The organism is Microbulbifer pacificus (assembly GCF_033723955.1).
Classification (GTDB): domain Bacteria; phylum Pseudomonadota; class Gammaproteobacteria; order Pseudomonadales; family Cellvibrionaceae; genus Microbulbifer; species Microbulbifer pacificus.
Map to the genome: position 1 here is coordinate 745,001 of NZ_CP137555.1, position 23,039 is coordinate 768,039.

At 59.4% G+C, this 23,039-nt stretch carries 23 protein-coding genes; 1 reads left to right on the forward strand and 22 read right to left on the reverse strand.

All coding sequences use genetic code 11. The annotated features are described in order from the left end of the window. Positions 1–187 precede the first annotated feature (187 nt). From csrA to ffh, 22 genes are all read right to left on the reverse strand, one after another. On the reverse strand, positions 188–382 hold the full coding sequence (gene csrA / locus R5R33_RS03360) for a carbon storage regulator CsrA (RefSeq protein ID WP_318954641.1): 195 nt from the start codon (positions 380–382) through the stop codon (positions 188–190). Between the two features lie 215 nt (positions 383–597). Further along, a complete protein-coding gene (locus R5R33_RS03365) occupies positions 598–1,836 on the reverse strand; it encodes an aspartate kinase (RefSeq protein ID WP_318954642.1) in 1,239 nt (412 codons plus the stop codon). A 157-nt stretch (positions 1,837–1,993) separates the two neighbouring features. Then, a complete protein-coding gene (gene alaS, locus R5R33_RS03370; RefSeq protein WP_318955687.1) occupies positions 1,994–4,606 on the reverse strand; it encodes an alanine--tRNA ligase in 2,613 nt (870 codons plus the stop codon). A gap of 71 nt (positions 4,607–4,677) precedes the next feature. Beyond that, positions 4,678–5,040: a histidine triad nucleotide-binding protein gene (locus tag R5R33_RS03375; protein WP_318954643.1), complete on the reverse strand. Its 363-nt coding sequence runs from the start codon at positions 5,038–5,040 to the stop codon at positions 4,678–4,680. A 49-nt stretch (positions 5,041–5,089) separates the two neighbouring features. Then, positions 5,090–5,278, reverse strand: coding sequence for a Trm112 family protein (locus tag R5R33_RS03380; RefSeq protein WP_318955688.1), 189 nt, complete (start codon positions 5,276–5,278; stop codon positions 5,090–5,092). A gap of 137 nt (positions 5,279–5,415) precedes the next feature. Beyond that, the gene (locus R5R33_RS03385) at positions 5,416–6,276 is read right to left on the reverse strand and encodes an alpha/beta hydrolase (RefSeq protein WP_318954644.1); all 861 of its coding nucleotides are present in this window, start codon (positions 6,274–6,276) and stop codon (positions 5,416–5,418) included. 136 nt (positions 6,277–6,412) lie between these two features. Further along, positions 6,413–7,900: a glycerol kinase GlpK gene (glpK, locus tag R5R33_RS03390; protein WP_318954645.1), complete on the reverse strand. Its 1,488-nt coding sequence runs from the start codon at positions 7,898–7,900 to the stop codon at positions 6,413–6,415. 109 nt (positions 7,901–8,009) lie between these two features. Beyond that, complete coding sequence (locus R5R33_RS03395; RefSeq protein WP_318954646.1) at positions 8,010–8,588, reverse strand: regulatory protein RecX; 579 nt, start codon at positions 8,586–8,588, stop codon at positions 8,010–8,012. A 2-nt stretch (positions 8,589–8,590) separates the two neighbouring features. After that, positions 8,591–9,622, reverse strand: coding sequence for a recombinase RecA (gene recA, locus R5R33_RS03400; RefSeq protein WP_318954647.1), 1,032 nt, complete (start codon positions 9,620–9,622; stop codon positions 8,591–8,593). 131 nt (positions 9,623–9,753) lie between these two features. Next, positions 9,754–10,278, reverse strand: a complete 525-nt coding sequence (locus R5R33_RS03405) for a CinA family protein (protein WP_318954648.1) — start codon at positions 10,276–10,278, stop codon at positions 9,754–9,756. Positions 10,279–10,308: 30 nt separating this feature from the next. Further along, positions 10,309–10,824, reverse strand: a complete 516-nt coding sequence (locus R5R33_RS03410; RefSeq protein ID WP_318954649.1) for a hypothetical protein — start codon at positions 10,822–10,824, stop codon at positions 10,309–10,311. Between the two features lie 61 nt (positions 10,825–10,885). After that, positions 10,886–11,512 carry a LysE family translocator gene (locus tag R5R33_RS03415; RefSeq protein WP_318954650.1) on the reverse strand — a complete coding sequence of 209 codons (627 nt, stop codon included), beginning with the start codon at positions 11,510–11,512 and terminating at the stop codon, positions 10,886–10,888. Between the two features lie 13 nt (positions 11,513–11,525). After that, entirely contained in the window at positions 11,526–12,437 is a 912-nt protein-coding gene (locus R5R33_RS03420) for a DMT family transporter (protein ID WP_318954651.1), read from the reverse strand. A gap of 83 nt (positions 12,438–12,520) precedes the next feature. Continuing rightward, positions 12,521–14,251 (reverse strand): single-stranded-DNA-specific exonuclease RecJ, encoded by a 1,731-nt coding sequence (recJ, locus tag R5R33_RS03425; protein ID WP_318954652.1) that lies wholly within the window; start codon positions 14,249–14,251, stop codon positions 12,521–12,523. Positions 14,252–14,338: 87 nt separating this feature from the next. Then, positions 14,339–15,730 carry a threonine synthase gene (thrC, locus tag R5R33_RS03430; protein ID WP_318954653.1) on the reverse strand — a complete coding sequence of 464 codons (1,392 nt, stop codon included), beginning with the start codon at positions 15,728–15,730 and terminating at the stop codon, positions 14,339–14,341. Between the two features lie 75 nt (positions 15,731–15,805). Further along, the gene (locus R5R33_RS03435) at positions 15,806–17,188 is read right to left on the reverse strand and encodes a homoserine dehydrogenase (protein ID WP_404810378.1); all 1,383 of its coding nucleotides are present in this window, start codon (positions 17,186–17,188) and stop codon (positions 15,806–15,808) included. 221 nt (positions 17,189–17,409) lie between these two features. Then, positions 17,410–18,159, reverse strand: a complete 750-nt coding sequence (locus R5R33_RS03440; RefSeq protein ID WP_318954654.1) for a DsbC family protein — start codon at positions 18,157–18,159, stop codon at positions 17,410–17,412. A gap of 227 nt (positions 18,160–18,386) precedes the next feature. After that, positions 18,387–18,737 carry a 50S ribosomal protein L19 gene (gene rplS / locus R5R33_RS03445; RefSeq protein ID WP_318954655.1) on the reverse strand — a complete coding sequence of 117 codons (351 nt, stop codon included), beginning with the start codon at positions 18,735–18,737 and terminating at the stop codon, positions 18,387–18,389. A gap of 77 nt (positions 18,738–18,814) precedes the next feature. Continuing rightward, a complete protein-coding gene (trmD, locus tag R5R33_RS03450; protein WP_318954656.1) occupies positions 18,815–19,582 on the reverse strand; it encodes a tRNA (guanosine(37)-N1)-methyltransferase TrmD in 768 nt (255 codons plus the stop codon). Continuing rightward, the gene (rimM, locus tag R5R33_RS03455; protein WP_318954657.1) at positions 19,582–20,136 is read right to left on the reverse strand and encodes a ribosome maturation factor RimM; all 555 of its coding nucleotides are present in this window, start codon (positions 20,134–20,136) and stop codon (positions 19,582–19,584) included. Before rimM ends, trmD begins: the two co-directional genes overlap by 1 nt. Before the next feature lie 36 nt (positions 20,137–20,172). Next, positions 20,173–20,412: a 30S ribosomal protein S16 gene (rpsP, locus tag R5R33_RS03460; RefSeq protein WP_318954658.1), complete on the reverse strand. Its 240-nt coding sequence runs from the start codon at positions 20,410–20,412 to the stop codon at positions 20,173–20,175. A 211-nt stretch (positions 20,413–20,623) separates the two neighbouring features. Then, positions 20,624–22,051: a signal recognition particle protein gene (gene ffh, locus R5R33_RS03465; RefSeq protein WP_318954659.1), complete on the reverse strand. Its 1,428-nt coding sequence runs from the start codon at positions 22,049–22,051 to the stop codon at positions 20,624–20,626. Between the two features lie 150 nt (positions 22,052–22,201). Between ffh and R5R33_RS03470 the strand changes: the two genes are divergently transcribed. Continuing rightward, positions 22,202–23,005 carry a cytochrome C assembly family protein gene (locus R5R33_RS03470; protein WP_318954660.1) on the forward strand — a complete coding sequence of 268 codons (804 nt, stop codon included), beginning with the start codon at positions 22,202–22,204 and terminating at the stop codon, positions 23,003–23,005. Positions 23,006–23,039 lie beyond the last annotated feature (34 nt).

The window sequence follows — 23,039 nt, forward strand, 5'->3', positions numbered from 1 at the left end:
GCGATCAAAAACTTTTCTGCTCTTGGCCGCTGAAAGTGGTGGGCATCTTACCAGCGGTCCGACAAAAATCAATGGGGAATCAATAACTTTTTGCAATTTCTTCAGGAGCGACCACAAATTGCACAGACACAAAAAAAGGCCGCCGCAGCGACCTTTTTCTGGATGAGTGCCGCCTAGAAGATCTACTTCAATCGGCGTCACCCTCACTGGGAGTTTGCTTCTCACGCTGAATGCGCTGGTAAATCTCTTCGCGATGAACAGCAACTTCCTTGGGTGCATTGACACCGATCCGCACCTGGTTGCCCTTTACGCCCAACACGGTAACCGTCACATTATCACCAACCATCAGTGTCTCACCGATACGGCGGGTTAAAATCAACATTACCTACTTCTCCTTGATCATCCTGTGATTTGGCACGACCGGTTATCCCTGGCCCGCGCCTGGGGCCATAATAACCCGAGAAAGCTGCAAACCGAGAATCTTGTCCGTCACTTTATTCAGTATTGCCCAGACGTTGAAAATCTCAACAGGTCGCACCAGGCGCCAAACAACCAAATTGCTATGGTCACTGGCACCATCCTTCACTCTAGTTATAGCTATTCCGAAGCCTTGGGCTCAGACAGTTCAAAGGCGCTGTGAAGCGCGCGCACGGCCAACTCCAGGTAGCGCTCGTCGATAATGACTGAAATCTTGATCTCGGAGGTGGTAATCATCTGGATGTTGATGTTGTCATCACCCAGGGCCTCGAACATGCGAGATGCCACATTGGCGTGAGACCGCATACCCACACCCACGATGGAAACCTTGGCGATCTTGTCGTCCGAAACAACTTCGCGGGCGCCCAGCTCCTCGGCCACACGCTCCAGCACCTTGCGCGCCTTGCTTAGATCATTGCGGTGAACGGTAAAGGTGAAGTCAGTGGTACCATCGATCGCGCTGATATTCTGAACAATCACATCCACTTCAATGTTTTCCGCACCGACCGGCGCCAGAATACGACACGCCACTCCGGGGGTATCCGGTACACCGCGGATTGTCAGTTTCGCCTCGTCGCGATTGAAAGCGATGCCGGATACTACTGGCTGTTCCATTTCGTTGTCTTCCTCATCCAGACTAATCAGTGTGCCATCGCCCTCTTCAAACGTAGAGAGCACGCGTAGAGGCACTTTGTACTTCCCGGCAAACTCAACCGCGCGAATCTGCAAAACCTTGGAGCCGAGGCTGGCCATTTCCAGCATTTCCTCAAAGGTGATGCGATCGAGGCGACGAGCGCTATCCACAACCCGGGGATCCGTGGTGTAAACGCCATCGACGTCGGTGTAGATCTGACATTCGGTCGCATTCAATGCTGCTGCCAGAGCAACGCCCGTTGTATCCGAACCTCCGCGACCAAGGGTTGTGATATTGCCCTCATCATCAACCCCCTGGAAACCAGCGACCACAACCACCTTGCCGGAGTCGAGATCGCGACGCATGCGCTCTACATCGATATGCTGAATACGAGCTTTGGTATGGGCGTTATCGGTAAGGATCTTGACCTGTCCGCCAGTGTAAGAGCATGCATCATAGCCGCGCTTCTTCAGCGCCATACTCAGCAGCGCAATGGTTACCTGCTCACCGGTTGAAACCAAGACATCCATCTCGCGAGGATCCGGATGCTCCTGGATCTGTCGCGCCAGGTCGATCAGTCGGTTGGTCTCCCCGCTCATCGCGGAAAGCACCACCACCATATCGTGACCCTGCGCTTTGAAACCGGCCACCTTGTCAGCAACAGCCTCAATGCGCTCAACAGAGCCCACAGAGGTGCCACCATATTTCTGCACGAACAAACTCATCGTTCTAGTGTTCCTTACTACCTAAGTGCGCGGTACCCGACTCGCGCGTGTCGCGCACTTAATCACCAAACCCCGGGCAAATCAACTGCAAAACGGCAATTTACACAGGAGCGAAGCCTGCAATTCCGGGATCGCCAACACAATCGGCTAATTGGTTTCACTTGATATTGTTTTTTACCCATTCGGGCACTGCCTTCAGCAGCTCAGGCAATGCATTGACGTCGACACCGCCACCCTGGGCCATATCCGGACGACCACCGCCCTTACCCCCCAGCTCGCCAGCGGCGAAACGCATCAGATCGCCCGCTGCCAATCGGTCGGTAAGGTCCTTGGTGACCGCGGCAATCAGGGCGACCTTGTCTTCATCGGGAGCAGCCAGTAGCAAAATTCCACTGCCCAGTTTGTTTTTAAGCTGGTCCGCCAGATCTCGCAGCGATTTTGCATCTGCACCTTCAATAGAGGTTGCCAGCAACTTCACGCCGGCAACCTCAACGGCCTGACTCGTTAAATCGCCGCCAGCACCACTGGCGAGCTTGGTTTTCAACTGTGCGAGCTCTTTTTCCAGCTTGCGATTATTGGCAAGCAGCTGCTCCACCTTGTCCGCCAGGTTCTCTGGACGGGCCTTCAATAGAGTTGCCGCGTGATCCAGACGCTGCTGGGCCTGATCGAAAAGCGCCAGTGCGTGAGCACCAGTAACCGCTTCGATTCGGCGCTGCCCGGAAGCAATACCACTCTCTCCAACAATGCGCAGCAAACCGATATCACCGGTGCGCTTTACATGGGTGCCGCCACAAAGCTCAACGGAAAAAGTACCCGCTTCACCACTTTCACCCATCGAGAGTACGCGCACGCTATCGCCATACTTCTCGCCAAACAGTGCCATGGCACCCTTTGCTTTGGCGGTATCGATATCAGTTTCTTCGGTTTCCACCGCTGTATTCGCACGAATCTGGCTATTTACCAGCGCTTCGATCGCGCGCAACTGTTTGATCGTTACCGCTTCGGGATGAGAGAAATCAAAGCGCAGACGCTCGGAATCCACCAGTGACCCTTTCTGGGTGACATGCTCTCCCAGCACCTTGCGCAGTGCTGCATGCAGTAAATGGGTGGCGGAGTGGTTGAGTGCCGTGGACTGACGAACATCCGCGGCCACATCCGCATCGACTTGGTCGCCGACTGCCAGGCTTCCAGAAAGAAGTTTGCCCTGATGCAGGTGGTGGCCGCCGAGCTTGGTGCAGTCGGATACTTCAAAACGGCCGGACGCTGCCTGCAGGTAACCGCTGTCACCTACCTGGCCGCCGGACTCTGCATAAAACGGCGTACGATCCAGAACAACCGCTCCGAACTCCCCTTCCTCAAGACGATCCACCGGCTCCCCGTCTTTGACGATGGCCAGTACTTTGCCAGTGGCAGAAACGCCGTCGTAACCGAGAAACTCGGTTGCGCCCTCAATATTCAGGCTGCCGGTATAGTCCTGCTTGAACTTGCCCGCAGCGCGCGCGCGTTCGCGTTGCGCTTCCATCGCGGTTTCATAGCCAGCCATATCCAGCGTCAGGCCGCGCTCGCGGGCGATATCCTGAGTCAGATCCGTCGGGAAACCGTAGGTATCGTGCAGGGTGAACACCAGATCACCGGGCACTTCGGTGCCTTCGAGGGACTCCAGTGCTTCATCCAGCAGTGCCAGTCCCTTGTCGAGGGTTTTGGCAAATTGCTCTTCTTCTTTGCGCAGGGCGTTTTCAATCACGGATTGCTTCTCGCGCAGTTCCGGGTACGCCTCGCCCATCTCCTGCACCAGCGCCTGCACCAGCTTGTAGAAAAAGATTTCCTGGTGACCGAGCTTGTGTCCGTGGCGAATCGCACGGCGAATAATGCGGCGCAGCACAAATCCGCGACCTTCGTTGGAAGGCATCACGCCATCGGCAATCAGGAAGGAGCAGGAGCGGATGTGGTCGGCAATTACCCGCAGGGATTTTTCTTCGGTATTCGCACAGCCGACAATTTCCCCGGCCGCTTTCAGCAGTGCCTGGAACAGGTCGATTTCGTAGTTGGAATGCACACCCTGCATAACCGCAGCGATACGCTCAAGCCCCATACCGGTATCTACCGAAGGCTTGGGCAGCGGGTGCAATTCGCCATCGGCAGAGCGCTCGAACTGCATGAATACCAGGTTCCAGACCTCGATATAGCGGTCGAGGTCGTCATTATCGGACCCGGGGGGGCCGCCGGGAACATCTTCACCGTGATCGTAGAAAATTTCCGAACTGGGGCCACATGGACCGGTGTCCCCCATTTGCCAGAAGTTGTCTTCATCCAGACGGGAGAAACGGTCGGCGCTGACACCGACTTCTTTCAGCCAGATATCCGCGGCTTCGTCGTCGCTGATATGCACGGTAACCCACAGACGCTCTTCAGGAAGGTTCAGAACCTTGGTCAGAAACTCCCAGGCAAACTGGATAGCTTCGCGCTTGAAATAGTCGCCGAAGCTGAAGTTGCCCAGCATTTCGAAAAAGGTGTGGTGACGTGCGGTGTAGCCGACGTTTTCCAGGTCGTTGTGTTTACCGCCGGCGCGCACACAGCGCTGTGAACTGGTGGCGCGCACATAGGGGCGCGGGTCCTGTCCGAGGAAGGTATCCTTGAACTGCACCATGCCGGCATTGGTGAACAGCAGGGTCGGGTCGTTGCCCGGTACCAGCGAGCTGGAAGCCACCCGGGTGTGCCCCTGCTCGGCAAAGTAGTTGAGAAATGCTTCGCGTATCTGTGCGCTCTTCATCCAGCCAATTTCCACGTCGTCAGTAATAAACACCGGCACCGGTACTCGGTACCATTCATCAAATTCTCTGCTCAGCCCTGCAGATCATCCGCTAGGCCCGCTTCAGGCATCTTGCGCTGAGCCAGCAAATGGATATGCAGGTGGAACACGGTCTGCCCTGCCCCGCGGCCATTGTTGACCACCAGGCGAAAGCCATCTTCCAGCTTGAGTCGCCGCGCCATGTCGGCAGCCACGCACATCAGGTGCCCCAGCAACGGGGCGTGCTCGACGCGCGCGTCAGCGAGGCTGACCAGGGGGGTGCGGGGAATGATCAGCAGGTGCGTCGGCGCCTGGGGCGATCGGTCCTCGATGACGATGCACTGATCGTCTTCATACAACCGCCGTGCCGGCAGCTCGCCGGCCATGATCCGGGTGAACACACTGGCCTCAGCCATCTTCGCCTCCCTGGTGCCGGGCAAGCACCCCGGCAACGTCTCTGCGGAGTTACTTTTCCAGCTTTTCGTCTGCGGTCAGCTGACGCGCTTCAGACTCAAGCATGACCGGGATGCCATCCCGTATCGGATAGGCCAGGCCGCTGGCTTTGCATACCAGTTCCTGGGTTTCTTCGCGGTACTCAAGCGGTGCCTTGCTGACCGGACAGACCAGCAGGCTCAACAGTTTTTTGTCCATGATCCACTCTGCAACGGCCTGAGGCCCGGCAACACCGAGCCTCAGGTCAAAAATGACCGCGTATGGTACAACGCTTTTCGGGGGTTTTCACCGCTGGCGGCAGAATTGCAGCGGCAAGGTAAACAGGGATCTGGCCTGCCTCAAAGGCTGGCCAGATCCCGCAGCGCCGGAGACTCGCGCCGCGACAGGGCATTCAGGTGTCCGACCAGCAGATCGAGCGCCTTGGCGCCATCTTCCGGTTCATTGAATATCTCGTGGTAGGCACCGGGAAAGCTGCACAGACGGTGAACATCGCCCCGCAGGCCATCAAACCAGCGGTAACTGGCGGCTGAATCCACCAGTCTATCCCCTTCCGGCACCAGCAGCAGACAGGGGATTTCAATCGCCTCAGGCTGCGCCAGTAGCTGCTCCCGCATCTGCCGATATCCGGTATACCAGCGGGGCGTTATGCGGCTGTGCACCAGGTCGTCCTTGCGGTATGCGTCGACAACTTCCGAATCGCGACTGATCCACTGCGCTTGCAGACGATTGGACAGCGGCACCCCCGGGCATACTTTCCCCAGCAGGCGCAGCAGGCGCAACTCAAGCCCCGCGGGCTCTTTCGCCCCGACAAAGGCCGGCGCGGACAGCACCAGACTGTCGACCGGGCAGTTCTCCTCCGAGGTCGCGATGCTCGCGCAGGCGATCACTCCCCCCATACTGTGCCCGAGTAAATGAAGTGACAAACCCGCATTCTCGTGCCTGACCAGGCGGATAAACTGGCAGAGGTCCCGGGAGTAATCCGCAAAATCACCAATATCCCCTCGGCGACCGGGGGACTGTCCGTGACCGTAGTGGTCCAGTGCGTAGACACTATAACCGCTGGCATTCAGCGCACTTGCGAACCGCCGGTAGCGACCGCTGTGCTCACCCAGTCCGTGAGACACCACCACCACACCCAACGCATTTTCTACCCACCATCGCCGGTAGTGCAGGCGCAAACCTCTGGACTCAAAATACATGGCGCTCTCCTTTCTTATGGTTATGTACGGATACTGCCACTTCGATGTTATCGAAGTATTTCCGGATCGGTTTTGGGCCAGCCAAACTAAAGGTCAGCCCCTCTCTCATCATTCGTGCTTGCTTTTTCATCCGCCACTAGTCAGGCCGGTAGCTGCGGCAGGCTGCTACTGCCTGGCGCCAGCCATCCAGCAGCCCCCGCCGTTGCAACTCGCCCATTTGCGGCAGGAAATCCTGCTCGATGTCCTGCAACGATGCCGGAAGCTGCTCGCTCCCCCAGATACCGGCCCCGATACCCGCGAGGAGCGCGGCACCTACCGCCGTGGACTCAATCTGCCGAGGCCGCTCGACCCGCAGACGGGAAATATCCGCCTGGAACTGCATAAGGAAATTATTGGCACTGGCGCCACCATCGACACGCAAGCACTGCAACTCCACACCCAATGCCTGCGCCATCAGGCTTGCGAGCTCGTGGCACTGATACGCAATCGACTCCAGGGTTGCCCGCACCAGTTCCGCCCGCCCCGCTCCCCGGGTCAGCCCGAAAACCGACCCGCGCGCGGCCGCATCCCAGTGCGGCGCACCGAGGCCACTGAAGGCCGGCACCAGATAAACACCGCGGGTATCGGGGATGGCCTGGGCGATCTGCTCCGTTTCCGCCGCCTGCTGGATCACGCCCATATCATCCCGCAACCACTGTACCGCCGCGCCACCATTGAATACCGAACCCTCAATCGCGTATTGCGGTTGCCCCGAATGGTCGCAGGCAATGGTTGTCAGTAGCCCCTCGGGTACCAGCGGTCGTCGCTGACCGGCGCTGGCCAGCATAAAGCACCCGGTTCCATAGGTATTCTTAAGGCTGCCGGGGAGGATACAACCCTGACCGAACAGGGCAGCCTGCTGGTCACCGGCAACACCGGCGATGGGCACTTCGGCCCCCAGGAAAGAGTCCGCGGAAGTCTGGGCAAATACACCGGCGGATGGCCTTATTTCCGGCAAAATCGACCGAGGACAATCGAACAGCTCCAGCAGGTCATCGTCCCACTGGCGGCGATCCAGATTGTAGAGCAGGGTTCGACTGGCATTGGTGTGATCGGTGAGGTGCGCTTGACCACCTGTCAGGCGCCAGATCAGCCAACTGTCCACAGTGCCAAAGCAGAGCTGCCCGGCCCTGGCACGGCGGTGCAGCTCCGGCTCGTTGCGAAAAATCCAGTGCAGTTTGCTAGCGGAAAAATACGCGTCGAGCAACAGCCCGGTACTGGCACGCACCATAGACTCGGCACCGGCCTCTTTGAGCCCAGCGCAGATATCCGCGGATCTGCGACACTGCCAGACGATGGCCCGATGTACCGGCAGCCCGGTTTTGCGGTCCCACAACACCGTGGTTTCGCGCTGGTTGGTGATTCCCACTGCCCGCAGGTCTGTCGCGGCAATCCCGGCACGCTGCAGGGCGGCAGCGCAGACTTTGAGCGTAACCTGCCAAATTTCTTCGGCATCGTGCTCAACCCAACCCGGGCGTGGATAGTATTGGGGGAATTCGGAGTAACTGCGGCCGCACAGCCGGCCGTCAGCATCGAAAACAAAGGCGGTGGTACCGGTAGTACCCTGGTCGATAGAGAGGATCATCGCGGCTCGCTTCTGGTTATTCTACAGGCCGGCCATCCCACCTAGGTGGGTGCAAATGGTTCCACGGCCAGTATATACGCTCAACAGAAGCCTGCGTCAGCCCTCTTAACTACCGTTCGCTATGCCGCCCGGCATCCAGCTCCGCTAGTGCATACTGAATCGCATCGGCAAAAAAGCCCCGGTAGGCGAGGTAGCGCTGGCGGCGGGCACGCTCTTTCATCTGTTGCTCCCTCGGCTCGGCCACATCTACAGGTCGGCGGAATTTACGCTGCAGCTGATCCAGAGCAAGCTGAAACCAATCCACTTCCTCCTGTACCTGCTCCATTGCACCCTGTATCAGCGCTGACTCCACACCGCGCAGCTGCAATTCCTGACGGATACGCAGTGGCCCCTGCCCCCGGTGTGCCCGCGAGCGGCAGAATACTTCGGCAAAGCGCCGATCGGACTGGTAATTGAGTTCCTGTAGCCGCGCTAAAAGCCTGTCGAAATCGCCGTTGGGGTACTTGGGCTGCAACTTCCGGCGCAACTCCTGGCAGGAGTGCTCGCGGCGGGAGAGAAGGTCGAGCGCAGCGGTGAACAGCGCCTGGAAGGCTTCGGTGGAACCCACCGGAGATGAAAGACTGGAAGAGGAATCACTCTCCGGCAGCCCGCCATGCGAGCCGCCGGAATCAAACTGCGGAAAAGACAAAATCAGTCTTCCGCGGCTTCCACTGCCGCCGGCTGGGCAGCGCCGGTTTCACCCAGCAGCTGGGCACGCAGCTGGGTTTCGATTTCATTACGGATATCCGTGTTTTCCTTCAGGAATTTGGCCGCATTGGCCTTACCCTGACCAATCTTGTCGCCCTTGTAGCTGTACCAGGCACCGGCTTTATCGATCAGGCCCAGCTTGACGCCATAGTCGATGATCTCGCCCAGCAGGTTGGAACCTTCGCCATACATGATCTGGAACTCCGCCTGTTTAAAGGGCGGCGCCACCTTGTTCTTGACCACTTTTACCCGGGTCTCGTTACCGACGACTTCCTCGCCCTCCTTCACGGAGCCGATGCGACGGATATCGAGGCGCACAGAAGAGTAGAACTTGAGTGCGTTACCACCGGTGGTGGTTTCCGGGGAGCCGAACATCACACCGATCTTCATACGGATCTGGTTAATGAAGATACACAGGGTGTTGGTATTCTTGATGTTACCGGTCAGCTTGCGCAGTGCCTGGGACATCAGGCGCGCCTGCAGACCGACATGGGAGTCGCCCATCTCGCCTTCGATTTCCGCACGCGGGGTCAGCGCCGCCACGGAGTCCACAACCAGCACGTCTACCGCGCCAGAGCGCACCAGCATATCCGCCACTTCCAGCGCCTGTTCACCGGTGTCCGGCTGGGACACGATCAGCTCATCGACATTGACGCCGAGCTTTTCTGCGTAGATCGGGTCCAGCGCGTGTTCCGCATCCACGAAGGCGCAGGTACCACCCTTGCGCTGGGCTTCGGCAATCACCTGCAGGGTGAGCGTGGTTTTACCGGAAGACTCCGGGCCATAGATCTCAACAATACGGCCGCGGGGCAGACCGCCAATACCCAGGGCCACATCCAGGCCCAGTGAGCCGGTGGAAATAGCGGGGATAGGCTCGCGTCCCTTTTCCCCCATGCGCATGACGGTGCCCTTGCCAAACTGGCGCTCGATCTGAGACAGCGCTGCCTGTAATGCCTTGTCTTTGTTGGAATCCATGACCTTTCCCGTGTACGTGAAGATTGGTTATGGGGAGGGAGCTTAGAGAAAAATTACTGTATAAGCAACCAGTAATCCGGAATAGGTGGTTCCCGGTCGGCAAAATCCACCGGGAACGTCTAGAGGGGAAATTATTTGCGATGGGCCTCGGCAATCGACAACAGGCCCCGCAGCGCTTCGGCCACCGTCTGCTCCTGAATCTCACCGCGGGTGCCATGAAAATGCATACAGCGAGCGTCCGCCTGCAACGGCTCCTGCCCCACGCCGTGGGCCCAGGCGATCCAGACGGTTCCCACAGGTTTGTCGTCACTGCCGCCATCCGGCCCGGCAATGCCACTGACGGCAACGGCGAGATTGGCATCCAGTCGGCTCAGCACGCCCACTGCCATCTGCCGCACCACCGGTTCACTGACGGCGCCAAACAGCTCCAGGTCTCGCGGGTCCACCCCGAGAAAATCCCGCTTGATGCGGTCTGCGTATGACACCACGGCCCCATCAAACCAGGCAGATGAACCCGGTACTGACGTGATGGCGGCGGCAACGCCGCCTCCGGTGCAGGACTCCGCAGAGGTCACCCGCCACTTCAGTCGCTGTAACTCACGACCCAACGCTTCTGCCAGACCGTAAATATCGAGATCGAGATCGATATCGACCACCCTATTCCCCCCCGGATCAATCGCTGTGGGTCAGATTTCGCTGCGGCCAGATCCGGTTCCCGGCTTGGGCGCGCAACTGGAAAACTGGTAACTCACATTGCCCACCGGGTCGAACCCCAGTTCCAGCGCGGCATCCAACATGCCCGTGGGTATACGGTGCAGCAGGATGTCACCGGTGGCACCACCGCACACCTGGGGATACATACGATCCGTGCGCACCCCACAGCGGGATTCCACCACCTGGATGCCGCTATCCACCAGCTTGCCGCGGCTCTGCTCAACCGTCAGGCCGCCGCCTTCGCACTGCCTGGTTCCACGGGATTCCATCACCCACAGGGTGTCGGTGACTTGCCCCTGGGGCCCAGCGCTCTGGGGGGATGCCGGCACAGAGGTCTCAGTGCTCACGTCTTCGCTGCTCGAATCTTTGGGCGTCATTTTGCTTTCCACCTTACTCGGCTCCGGGGACCTCGCACCGCGATCATCGCAACCGGTGCAAACCAGTGCAGTGAGTGCCACCATCGCCACCATCCATTTTCCGAAACTCATAGTCTGCTCCTCAGTCTTTTCCCGGTCACCGGCCACTTGCGAAAAATCCGCGCTGGTCCTGTCAGCTTAGCGCGAGCCAAACGCCCACGCCCAGCATCAGGGTTCCAGCCATCCGGTTCATCAACCGCACATTCTCACCCCGATGCAACAGCCGGCTCAAGCTGCGACCACCGCCGGCGTAGATCAGCAGGCAGATGAACTCCAGCAACAAGATAATCGCCAGCAGGATACTCATCTGAGGCAGCAGGGGCTGATCCTGCCGGATAAACGGCGGCAACAGCGCGATAAAAAACGCCCAGCCTTTTGGGTTTGCCACCGCGGTAACAAATCCCTGTGCTATCAGGGAGGTGGCGGACATCACCGGCTGCCCCTGTGCACTCGGCTCTACCAGCACGGCGCGCCCCCTCGCCCGCCACATCTGCACGCCCAGATAGGCGAGATACACGGCGCCGCAATATTTGAACGCCTGGAACGCGGTGGGGTACTTCAGCATAAACGCCGCTATCCCGAGCACCGCTGCGATGGCTACCGTCGCAACGCCGCACAGTTCACCAAGCATCATCCACAGGGTGCGGCGCACCCCGAACGTCATGCCCATGGTGAGCGCCAAGGTCATGCACATCCCCGGGGTGATGGAGACAAAGAAAAACGTGGGAATGAACAGTGCCAGGATGGACCAGTCGATCATAGGTTGTCCGTTTTCAGTGGTGGGCGCCGCTGTGGTTGCCGTAATGACTGACGAACATCCCCGCCAGCATCAATCCGCACCCAATTAGTTCTTTTGCACTCAGCAGCTCATTCAGTAACAGCCACCCTGCGCCGACCGCGAACACCGACTCCAGACTCATGATGACAGTGGCATGGGACGGCGCCGCATTGCGCTGCCCCAGAAGCTGGAAGGTAAAGGCGATGGCAGTGGAAAACACCATCATGTAAGCGATGGGCCAGGCCGCATCCACCGCGGCCTGCAGTGTCGGCTGCTCCACAATCAGTGCGGCCACCGCCGACAGTACACCACATACCAGGAACTGGATCGCCGCCAGGCGCAGCGCATCGTATCGGTGCACCAGATAGTCCGCGGACAATACCTGGATTGCGAACACAAAGGCGCTGGCAAATACCATCAAATCGCCGATCAGCTGCGCCTGCTCGGAAAAATCCGCCAGCCAGTAGAGCCCGAGCAGCGCCAGCGCGACACCACCCCAGGTCCAGCGGTTGGTTTTATGGCCGAGGGACAGGCCAATGATGGGCACCAGCAGCAGGTAAAATCCACTGATAAACCCCGCGCGCCCGGCGGTGGTGTACACCAGGCTCGCCTGCTGCAGTGCCGCTGCGAGGAACAGCCAGAAACCGAGTAGTGCGCCGCCCGGCAAACACTTGCGCCAGCTGTGATGAATGATTGCGCCATCAGACTGCTGCGCTTTCAGGTCCCGCCGGGAAGAAAGCCAGTAGACGATGGGAACCAGCAGCAGTCCGCCGAGGAAAAAGCGCCAGGCATTGAACGCCAGTGGTCCAATATGCTCCATGGCAATTTTCTGCGGAACGAATGCTACGCCCCAGAACAATGCCGCGAGCAGCAACAGTACTTCGGCCTTCGCCTGTTTTTGTTTCATACCGATCATCACCGGCGCACAGAGACACCCTCGCCTCCGTCGCCATTAACAGAAATCCAAAATGGAGGAATCACCGAAATAAATCAGAGCGGAACTATATGGCTGACCATCAATTGCAGTGACTGCCGCCCGCGAAATTCATTGATATCCAGCTTGAACGCCAGCCGCACTCTCTCCACTGGCGCCGGCCAGAATTCCGTGTCGATATTGAAGGCGATGGCATCCAGTGACTGCCGCGGTGCACACGCCGGTGCGACCACCATCTTCAGGTGACGCTCACCCACAATCCGCTGCTGCTGCAACACAAATTCACCATCGAACTCGGGCTCCGGGAAAGCCTGCCCCCAGGGCGCACAGGCCCGCAGCAACGCAGCGGTCTCCATGGTGAACTCCTCTGCGCGCAGCTCGCCATCGGTCTCGATGACCGCTTGCAGCTGCGACGGCGTGAGCCTGCTGCGCACCGCCTGCTCGAAAGCCTCGGTAAAGGCCGGCAGATTTTCCGCGGGAAGACTCAGCCCCGCCGCCATGGCGTGCCCGCCAAATTTGCTGATCAGTTGTGGGTGGGCCGCGGCAACGTCGCTGAGCGCATCGCGAATATGCAAACCTGGAATCGAACGCGCCGAGCCCTTGATCAGGTTGTTGTCACCATCGGCAAAGGCGATCACCGGACGGTGAAATTTTTCCTTGATACGGCTGGCGAGAATACCCACCACCCCCTGGTGCCAGGCCCCGTCGTACAGGCACAGGCTCCAGGGCAGGCCGTCATCTGCCAGTTGCAATTGCTCCAGCGCAGCCATCGCCTCGCGCTGCATACCGGCCTCGATGGCCTTGCGATCGCGGTTGAGCCCGTCCAGCTCCACCGCCAGCTCCCGCGCCTCCTGGGGGTCGCGGGTGAGCAGGCAGCGGATGCCGGTGCTTATATCGTCGAGTCGCCCAGCGGCATTGATCCGCGGGCCGAGGATAAAACCGATATCGGTGGTGGAAAGCCGGCTGCGGTCCCGCCCGGCCACATCCATCAGCGCCTGAATGCCCACCCGGCAGCGGCCGGCGCGAATTCGCGCAATGCCCTGGTGCACCAGTACCCGGTTGTTGTGATCCAGCGGCACCAGGTCGGCAACCGTGCCGAGCGCCACCAGATCCAGATACTCGGCCATATTGGGCGCGGCAATACCGGACTCTTCAAACCAGCCCGATGCCTGCAGCGCGGTCTTGAGCCGGCTGAGCAGGTAGAAAATCACACCCACGCCCGCCAGGTTCTTGCTGGGAAAGTCACAGCCCGGCTGATTCGGATTGACGATGGCATCTGCGTCCGGTAGTTCACTGCCGGGCAGATGGTGATCGGTGACGATGACCTTCAACCCTGCGGCGCGGGCCGCGGCAACACCGTCGATACTGCTGATCCCGTTGTCCACGGTGATCAGCAGCTCCGGCTGATACTCCCGCGCCACCTCGACAATTTCAGGGGTCAGGCCGTAACCGAACTCGAATCGATTCGGCACCAGGAAATCCACTGCTCCGGCGCCGAGCGCGCCCAGCGCGAGTACCGCGAGGGTGCTACTGGTGGCGCCGTCAGCGTCGAAGTCACCCACGATCAGGATTTTTTGCTGCTGACGCACCGCCTCCACCAGTAGGGCGACCGCAGCATCCACCCCGCGCATGGACTCGGGGCTGTGCAGGCGGGCGAGCTGGTGATCGAGCGCCTGGTCGCTATCGACCCCGCGCCCCAACAGTACCCGCTGCAGAATCTCTGGTGTGGAGGAAGTAAAACGGCCAGCGGATAAATCCACTGGCCGTCGTTGAATGATGGTATTCATCGCGTCCGGTCGTTCTCGTTCTTGTCACCGCCGGCGCAGCCGGCAAAGCGCCATTCTAACGCCACACCGGCGCGACTCAACCCGGCCTCAGGCCAGTGCGCGCGAGATGAAATCGTGTACCGCGGAAAGCTCGTTTGGCAGCACTTGCAACCGCTCCTCCCGCTCCAGCAGGTCCTGCATATGGTGGGGCAGCGGCACACTGGTACCCGGCAGCGCCGTGTCGACCGCTTCGGCAAATTTGGCCGGATGCGCGGTGGCGAGGCATACCATCGGCTCGGCATTGGACTTGCGCGCGCGACGCGCAGCTTCCATGCCAATGGCGGTGTGCGGGTCAAGCAGGTACTCGGTGGACTCGAACACCTCGCGGATCACCTCCACCGTGCGCTCGTCGCCAACCCGCTCGGACGAGAACAGGCTGCGGGCCTTTTCCAGGGCGAGTTCATCGAGCTTCATCGGTGCACGGCGATCCGCCAGCAACTCCGCCACCGCAGCGCCGTCGCGGTCATACAGATCAAACAACAGCCGCTCGAAATTACTGGATACCATGATATCCATGCTTGGCGACAGGCTGTGTACCAGCGGTTGTGGCGAGTGGTCGTTGGCACTGATACAGCGGTGCAGGATGTCGTTCGCGTTGGTGGCGATCACCAGCTGGTTGATCGGCAGCCCCATGCCGCGGGCCAGATAGCCGGCGAAGATGTCACCGAAGTTACCGGTGGGTACGGAAAAATTGACCGGGCGGTGCGGACCGCCGAGGCTCAGTGCCGCGTGGAAGTAGTACACGATCTGGGCCATGATTCGCGCCCAGTTGATGGAGTTCACCGCCACAAGGCGTCGGCCATCCGGCAGGAAAGACTGGTCCGCGAAGCTGGCTTTCACCATGTTCTGGCAGTCGTCGAAATTGCCCTCGAGCGCGATATTGAAGACATTGTCCGACAGCACGGTGGTCATCTGCTTGCGCTGCACTTCCGATACCCGGTTGTGCGGGTGCATGATGAAAATGTCGATATTTTCGCAGTGGCGGCAGCCCTCGATCGCCGCAGAACCGGTATCCCCGGATGTCGCTCCGAGCACAACTACCTTTTCCCCGCGCTTTTTCAGCAACAGGTCGAACAGTTGACCGAGAAACTGCAGGGCAAAATCCTTGAACGCCAGCGTCGGCCCCTGAAACAGCTCCATCACCCACTCGTTGTGGCCGGTCTGTACCAGCGGCGCGATGGCGGCGTGACGGAAATTGGCGTAAGCGCGCTCGATGATGCCGCGCATCTCGTCCTCGCTCAGATCCTCAGCGACAAAAGGCCACATGATGCGAAACGCCAGCTCGCAGTAATTCAGGCCCGCCATTTCGGCGATTTCCTGCTGGCTGAATTTGGGCAGGCTTTCCGGCACATACAGGCCGCCATCGCTGGCGAGCCCGGTGAGCACAGTGTCGGCAAAGCTGAGGGACGGCGCGCGGCCGCGAGTACTGATAAATTTCACGGTGACTCTAATTCGACTGGTTCGGAATAAAGGAACACGGCAGGCACATGGCGCCTGCCGTCAGATGACATGCAATCAACCGAGGGATTCGACCCGAATCCGCACGACCGGCGCCTGGATCGTGTCCAGGGCCTCGATCTGGTTGACCGCTTCCTGAAGCTGGGACTCACGGGCGCGACTGGTCAGTAACACCACCGGCACCAGCTCCTCGTCTTCCGCAGGTTCATGCTGGATCAGCGCCTCGATACTGATGCCCTGGTCGCTGCAGATCTTCGCGACCTGGGACATCACCCCCGGCTTGTCGTGGGCCGAGATGCGCATGTAATAACTGGTTTTGGTCTCGCTCATGGGCAGCACGTCGTCCAGGTTGCCCTGGCTGCCCTGAGTCACACCGGCCAGCGGTACCCGCTGATCGGGACGCACATTCAGGGTGCGCGCGACATCCACGATATCCGCGATCACCGCAGAGGCGGTAGCCTCGGCACCGGCACCGGCACCGTAATAAAGGGTGGGACCTACCGCGTCGCCGTAGACCAGCACCGCGTTCATCACCCCATTGACGTTGGCGATAAGACGGCGCTGGGGGATCAGGGTTGGGTGAACCCGCAACTCGACGCCATCTTCGGTGCGACGCGCTATGCCCAAGTGCTTGATGCGATAGCCCAGTTCGTCGGCGTACTGGATGTCTTCCCGGGCAATGCCACTGATACCTTCGGTATACACCTTGTCGAATGCCAGCGGCATACCGAAAGCCAGGGATGCCATGATCACCAGCTTGTGCGCAGCATCTATCCCCTCCACATCGAAGGTGGGATCCGCTTCGGCATAGCCCAGAGCCTGCGCCTGTGACAGTGCCTCCTGGAAGCTGCGGCCCTTCTCGCGCATTTCCGTGAGGATGTAGTTACCGGTGCCATTGATGATCCCCGCCAGCCACTGGATGCGATTGCCAACGAGCCCCTCACGCAGGGATTTGATGATGGGGATACCGCCGGCCACAGCAGCCTCGTAAGCGATCGTCACGCCCTGCTCCGCTGCGGCGGCAAATAGCTCATTGCCGTACTCGGCGATCAGCGCCTTGTTGGCGGTGACCACGTGCTTGCCATTGGCAATTGCGGTCAACACCAGCTCCCTGGCCACAGTGGTCCCGCCGATAAGTTCCACCAGCACATCCACGTCAGGGTTATTTGCCACCTCGAAGATTTCACGGGTGACATCCAGGTGACTGGTATCGCAGTCGGGATTGTCGCGGCGCGCACCAATCTGGACAATTTCGACCTTGCGGCCACAGCGGGCGGCAATTTCTTCGCAATTGCGGGCCATGACGTTGACTGTGCCGCTACCTACGGTCCCCAGACCGCAAATACCGATACGCACTGTGGGCAACGCGCCCTCTATACTGGGTTTTTCCGAGATCTTGGTGGTCGAAGCCTTGGTAGCTTCGTCGGCGAATGCGCTCACAACTTCCCTCCGCGCATGACTGTATTGGAATACTGCGCAATAACTGGCGTATAAATCAAAAAAAGGCCGACAACCATACTGAGATCCTGGGGAAATTGTCAATTAAATTGCGCGCAGCAATCAAACCGACGACCCACCTGCCGATGTCGCGCAAAACTCGCCTGCGACAAATACAAAAAAAGCCGGCAATTGCCGGCCTTTTTCAGGAGTCCGCGAAAGGTTCAGATACCCAATGCCTTGGTCAGGGTATCCGGCGGCAGGTATCCCGGCACTACGGTGCCATCCTCCATAACAATGGTGGGCGTTCCACGAACATCGATGACCTCATTGCCGAGCTTGTACTGGGCAGCCACCGGATTGTCTTTGCACACATTGAGCGGTACATCCTTGCGGTTTTTGAGGTCCGTAAGGGCCTTATTGGGATCATCTGCGCACCAGGCGGTGGCAATCTTTCGATAACCCAGGGAATTCAAGCCGGCGCGAGGGAATGCCAGATAACGCACCTCGATACCGCGGCGATTCAGCTCAGGCACATCGTTGTGCAGCTTACGGCAGTAACCGCAGTCCACATCGGTAAAGACATAGATATGCGCCTTGGTCTCCCCCTTCGGAGAAAACACGATCATATCCTTGAGGTCCTGCTTATCCAGCACTTCCGCGCGCACTCGGCCGCGGCGTTGCTCAGACAGGTTCACCACCTGCTCTGAACCGACCTCAAACAGATCACCAGCGATAAAGTGACCACCATCTTTGGATACGAACAACACGTTTCCGCCATTAACCTCCACCTCGTACAGGCCCGGTACCGGGCTCTCACGCACCTCACCCAGCGCAGCATTGGGGTTTCCAGCGGAGAGCTTGGCCTTGATCTGCTTGGCGACGGCGTCATCCACCGCAGCAAAGGCAACCTGCCCGAGCAACAGGGAGGCCGAGGCAACAAGCGCCGTCAGTGGCTTGGCAAGAAAGGTCATGGTTGGGTGTGCTCCAGATTATTCGATGTTTCGACCGCGACTGCGGATACCAGTTCCAGCCAGTATGGCATCTGCCCCCCGCAATCGGACAACCAAGACGCGTTTTACTACAGACTGGCCCACGGTTCCACACCGGCAGCCAGGCCCGCGCAGCTTTGCCGGCAGCGCCGGTTCCGCGGCATAAAAAAACCGGAGACATGCTCCGGTTTTTCTTGCGCAAGAGAAACTTAGTTGAGCTTCTCTTTGATGCGAGCTGCTTTACCAGTCAGGCTGCGCAGGTAGTACAGCTTGGCCTGGCGAACGTCACCACGACGCTTCACGGCAATGCTCTCTACCAGCGGGCTGTGAGTCTGGAAGGTACGCTCAACGCCAACACCGTGAGAGATTTTGCGCACGGTGAAGGAAGAGTTCAGGCCGCGGTTACGCTTGCCGATTACCACACCTTCAAACGCCTGCAGACGCTCGCGGTTACCTTCTTTAACCTTTACCTGTACCACTACGGTGTCGCCCGGGGCGAACTCAGGCAGCTCGGCTCTCAGCTGTTCTTGTTCCAGCTGCTGGATGATTTTGTTAGTCATTTGGAAGTCTCCAAAAGGGTTTGTGTAGCCTCACGGCTAGATCACCGAATTACTCACGCCTCACGGCGAATCCGATATTAATTCTCGGTCCCGGTCGACGACTCCTGCAGGAACTCATCCAGCAGTTGCGTCTGCTCCGGGGTCAGCGCCAGCTTTTCCAGCAGGTCCGGCCGGCGCTGTTGCGTGCGCCCCAAGGCCTGCTTGAGGCGCCAGCGGCGTATTTTTTCATGGTTGCCGGAAAGCAAAACTTCCGGCACCCGGCTGCCCTGATAGTCTTCAGGACGGGTGTAATGTGGACAGTCCAGCAGCCCCTGAGCGAAGGAATCCTCCACCGCGGACTGGTCGTGCCCAAGAGCCCCGGGAATCAGACGAGTAATGGCATCAACCATCACCATCGCCGCCAGCTCACCACCACTGAGCACATAGTCACCGATCGACCACTCCTCGTCGATCAGGGACTCAACGATGCGCTCGTCGACCCCCTCGTAGCGACCGGCCAGCAATACCAGATTGCCACTTTGCGAAAGGTGCTCCACGCCGCTCTGGTCCAGCTGCCGCCCCTGCGGGGACAGGTAAATCGAACGCGTAGCGCCGGCCTCTTCTGCCCAGCTGCGCGCCTCACGGAGCGCCTGCGACAGAGGTTCCGCCAGCATCACCATACCCGGGCCGCCACCATAGGGGCGATCGTCGACGGTGCGGTGCCTGTCGCAGGTAAAATCCCGCGGGTTCCAGCAGCGCACTTCCAGCAGCCCGTCTTTTACCGCCCGACCACTGATACCGTAATCGGTCAGTGCCGCAAACATCTCCGGAAAGATGCTCACCAGCGCGATACGCTTGGCTGCCATCAAAACTCAGGGTCCCAATCGACGAAAATCACACCGGTTTCAAGATCAACCTTGGTGATGAATTCACCGGGCAGATACGGAATCAGGCGCTCGCGCCCATCCTCACCACCTCGCACCACCATGACATCGTTGGCACCGGTTTCCATCAGCCGCACCACTTCGCCGAAGCGGTATTCGCGACCTTCAAACTGACTGATCACCTGCAGCCCCTGCAGCTGATGCCAGTAATACTCACCGTCTTCCAGTTGTGGCATTTCACTGCCGGCAACCGCGATATCCCGCTGACAGAAAGTGGCCGCGATATCGCGGTCATCCACCCCCTTGATATGCACGACCAGGCCTTTGCCGTGGCGCTTACCCGCATCGATCTCAAGAGGCTGCCAGCTTTCCTGGCCTCCTGCGCCGGGGGCCTGCAGCCACCAGCCGGAAAAATCCAGGATATTCTCCATCGGCTCGGTGTAGGAATGTACCTTCACCCAACCGCGGACACCGTAAACCGCAGTGATACGCCCGACAGTGACCAAATTTTCGTTTACTAGCGAACGCTCAGCCACAGGCATACCCCGGTTTACAGACAGTCAGAATTCGGATCAGGCAGCGTCTTTCAGCAGCTTGCTGACGCGGTCAGACAGCTGAGCGCCCTGGCCTACCCAAAATTCAACGCGCTCGCGATCAACGCGCAGACGCTCTTCCTGACCACGGGCAACCGGGTTGAAGAAGCCAACACGCTCAATGAAACGACCGTCGCGGGATTTGCGGCTGTCAGTCACAGTCAGGTGATAAAAAGGGCGCTTCTTCGCACCGCCACGAGCCAAACGAATGGTTACCATGTAGCTATCCTGTAGTTTCAACACCAACCAGTCACCAGGGGCGACCGGAACATTCCGCCTCACGGCGGTATTACAAATTTTGCCGGGGCAAAAATCTGTTGCTAAATCAATGTTCAGCGACCAAGGGCCAGCTGAAAGGCGGCGTATTCTAATGTACCGATCCCGGTTTGTATAGCGCGAATAAACCCGCCACAGGCCGCCACCCGAACACTTATTTCTTGCGGAAGCCCGGCGGCAGGCCGCCACCGAGACCACCCAATCCACCCATACCGCCGGCGCCACCACCCAGTCCGGGCAGGCCGCCAAGGCCGCCAAGGCCGCGCATCATCTTGCCCATACCGCCGCCCTTCATCTTCTTCATCATCTTGCTCATCTGCTTGTGCTGCTTGAGCAGACGGTTCAGATCCTGAATCTGCGTTCCGGAACCGGCAGTGATACGGCGCTTGCGGGAACCGCTCAACATATCCGGGTTGCGGCGCTCCTCCGGCGTCATAGAGCCAATGATGGCGTCCATGCGGCGAAATTCCTTGCCCATATCCGCCTGCTGCGCCGCCTGGGCGAGACCACCCATTCCGGGAAGCTTGTCCATCAAGGCGCCGAGGCCGCCCATATTCTGCATCTGCTGCAGCTGGTCGCGCAGATCCTCCAGGTCGAAGCCCTTACCCTTCTGCACCTTCTTGACCAGCTTTTCCGCTTTGCTGCGGTCGATTTTCTGCTCCGCCTGCTCGATCAGCGACAGAATGTCGCCCATGCCGAGAATGCGCGATGCAATACGGTCGGGGTGAAAGGTTTCCAGCGCGTCGGTTTTTTCGCCAACACCGATGAATTTGATCGGCTTGCCGGTGACGTGGCGTACCGAGAGCGCAGCACCGCCCCGGGCATCGCCGTCCGCCTTGGTCAACACCACACCGGTCAGCGGCAGCGCATCATTGAAGGCACTGGCGGTATTGACCGCATCCTGGCCGATCATGGCATCGATCACGAACAGTGTTTCCGCCGGCTTCAACTCACTGTGAAGCTCACGAATCTCATCCATCAACTGTTCGTCGATATGCAGGCGACCCGCGGTATCCACGATCAGCACGTCGGCAAACTGCTTGCGAGCGGCGGCGACCGCACCGCGAGCGATATCCACTGGCTTCTGGTCGGGCTCGGAGGGATAGAAAATTGCACCCACCTCACCGGCCAGCGTCTCCAGCTGCTTGATGGCGGCCGGGCGGTAGACGTCCGCACTGACCACCATGACCTTTTTCTTTTCCCGCTCCTGCAAGTATTTCGCGAGCTTGGCCACACTGGTGGTTTTACCGGCACCCTGCAGGCCCGCCATGAGGATGATCGCCGGAGGCTGTACCGCGAGATTCAGCGGCGTGGCCGCCTCCCCCATCACCTTGACCAGCTCGTCCTGCACAATCTTCACGAACTGCTGTCCGGGGTTCAGCGCCTTGCTGACGTCCTGCCCCACCGCTGCAGTGCGCACCTGCTGCACAAAGGCCTTGACCACCGGCAGTGCCACGTCTGCTTCCAGCAGCGCCTTGCGGACCTCCCGTAGTGTGTCGCGGATATTGTCATCCGTCAGGCGCGCCTTGCCCGTAACTTTTTTCAGTGCCGACGACAGACGGTCGCTCAGGTTATCGAACATATCACCTTCTCAAATCGTAAAAGCCTGATGGTCCGGGTGCTACCGGCCCCCAAAAACGCGGCAGTATAGCCCAGCCGGGCTTTCCAGCACAGGCGCGCTGTGACACACTGCCCGCCCGGAACTTCAAGATAAAAACGACGGATCTACCCGATGGCGGCTCTGGCCCACTGGACGGCAATCGCACTTTACATCGCCACTACAGGTGTAGCGGCTGCATCCCTGTCTCGCCAATCCCCGGCTTACCGGCAGCCACTGCTGCTCGTGCTGTTTGCGCTTGCCATCGTCGCCCACGGAGTTTCACTCGCGTTCACCCTCCTTTCTGACCAGGGGTTCCGCTTCGATCTCGCGGCCATGTTGTCGCTGATCACCTGCTGTGTGGCGCTACTGCTGCTGCTCCTTTCGCTGCGACACCGCCTCAACCTGCTGATACTGGCCATCGCCCCGTTGGCGGCACTGGCTGAGATGGCGGCAGTACACGCCTGGGGAGGGGTACCGCCGCGGGCTCAGATTTCTCCAGGCATTGCCGCCCATGCCCTGCTGTCCATTTCCGCCTACTCACTGTTGACGCTGGCCACACTGCAGGCGATCTATCTTTACTGGCTCAACCAGCAGCTGCATAACCACCGCCCGGCGGGCATCAGCCGCATGCTGCCGCCTCTGCAGACCATGGAAAGCCTGCTGTTCGGACTGGTTGCCTTTGGCCAACTGTTGCTCACCGCTTCACTGGTGACCGGTGCATTGTTTGTCGACGATCTGTTCGCGCAGCATCTGGTACACAAAACCATCCTGTCGATCCTCGCCTGGGTTCTCTACAGCATCCTGCTGTGGGGGCACTGGAAAAAAGGCTGGCGCGGCAATACCGCGGTACGCTGGACACTTTCCGCCTTCGCGGTACTGATGCTGGCATTTTTTGGCAGTAAACTCGCACTGGAAGTCATCTTTGCCCGACACTGACCGCGTCAAACTTGCGAGCACTGGCAAACTGTTC

Excerpts from the sequence above, each read along its gene's own strand:
- glpK (WP_318954645.1), bottom strand. The coding sequence starts at position 7,900 with ATGATCCTCTCTATCGACCAGGGTACTACCGGTACCACCGCCTTTGTT.
- R5R33_RS03365 (WP_318954642.1), bottom strand. The coding sequence starts at position 1,836 with ATGAGTTTGTTCGTGCAGAAATATGGTGGCACCTCTGTGGGCTCTGTT.
- R5R33_RS03470 (WP_318954660.1), top strand. The coding sequence starts at position 22,202 with ATGGCGGCTCTGGCCCACTGGACGGCAATCGCACTTTACATCGCCACT.
- trmD (WP_318954656.1), bottom strand. The coding sequence starts at position 19,582 with ATGGCAGCCAAGCGTATCGCGCTGGTGAGCATCTTTCCGGAGATGTTT.
- R5R33_RS03440 (WP_318954654.1), bottom strand. The coding sequence starts at position 18,159 with ATGACCTTTCTTGCCAAGCCACTGACGGCGCTTGTTGCCTCGGCCTCC.
- rplS (WP_318954655.1), bottom strand. The coding sequence starts at position 18,737 with ATGACTAACAAAATCATCCAGCAGCTGGAACAAGAACAGCTGAGAGCC.
- recJ (WP_318954652.1), bottom strand. The coding sequence starts at position 14,251 with ATGAATACCATCATTCAACGACGGCCAGTGGATTTATCCGCTGGCCGT.
- R5R33_RS03410 (WP_318954649.1), bottom strand. The coding sequence starts at position 10,824 with ATGAGTTTCGGAAAATGGATGGTGGCGATGGTGGCACTCACTGCACTG.
- R5R33_RS03375 (WP_318954643.1), bottom strand. The coding sequence starts at position 5,040 with ATGGCTGAGGCCAGTGTGTTCACCCGGATCATGGCCGGCGAGCTGCCG.
- R5R33_RS03415 (WP_318954650.1), bottom strand. The coding sequence starts at position 11,512 with ATGATCGACTGGTCCATCCTGGCACTGTTCATTCCCACGTTTTTCTTT.
- rpsP (WP_318954658.1), bottom strand. The coding sequence starts at position 20,412 with ATGGTAACCATTCGTTTGGCTCGTGGCGGTGCGAAGAAGCGCCCTTTT.
- recA (WP_318954647.1), bottom strand. The coding sequence starts at position 9,622 with ATGGATTCCAACAAAGACAAGGCATTACAGGCAGCGCTGTCTCAGATC.
- alaS (WP_318955687.1), bottom strand. The coding sequence starts at position 4,606 with ATGAAGAGCGCACAGATACGCGAAGCATTTCTCAACTACTTTGCCGAG.
- csrA (WP_318954641.1), bottom strand. The coding sequence starts at position 382 with ATGTTGATTTTAACCCGCCGTATCGGTGAGACACTGATGGTTGGTGAT.
- R5R33_RS03420 (WP_318954651.1), bottom strand. The coding sequence starts at position 12,437 with ATGAAACAAAAACAGGCGAAGGCCGAAGTACTGTTGCTGCTCGCGGCA.
- ffh (WP_318954659.1), bottom strand. The coding sequence starts at position 22,051 with ATGTTCGATAACCTGAGCGACCGTCTGTCGTCGGCACTGAAAAAAGTT.
- R5R33_RS03385 (WP_318954644.1), bottom strand. The coding sequence starts at position 6,276 with ATGTATTTTGAGTCCAGAGGTTTGCGCCTGCACTACCGGCGATGGTGG.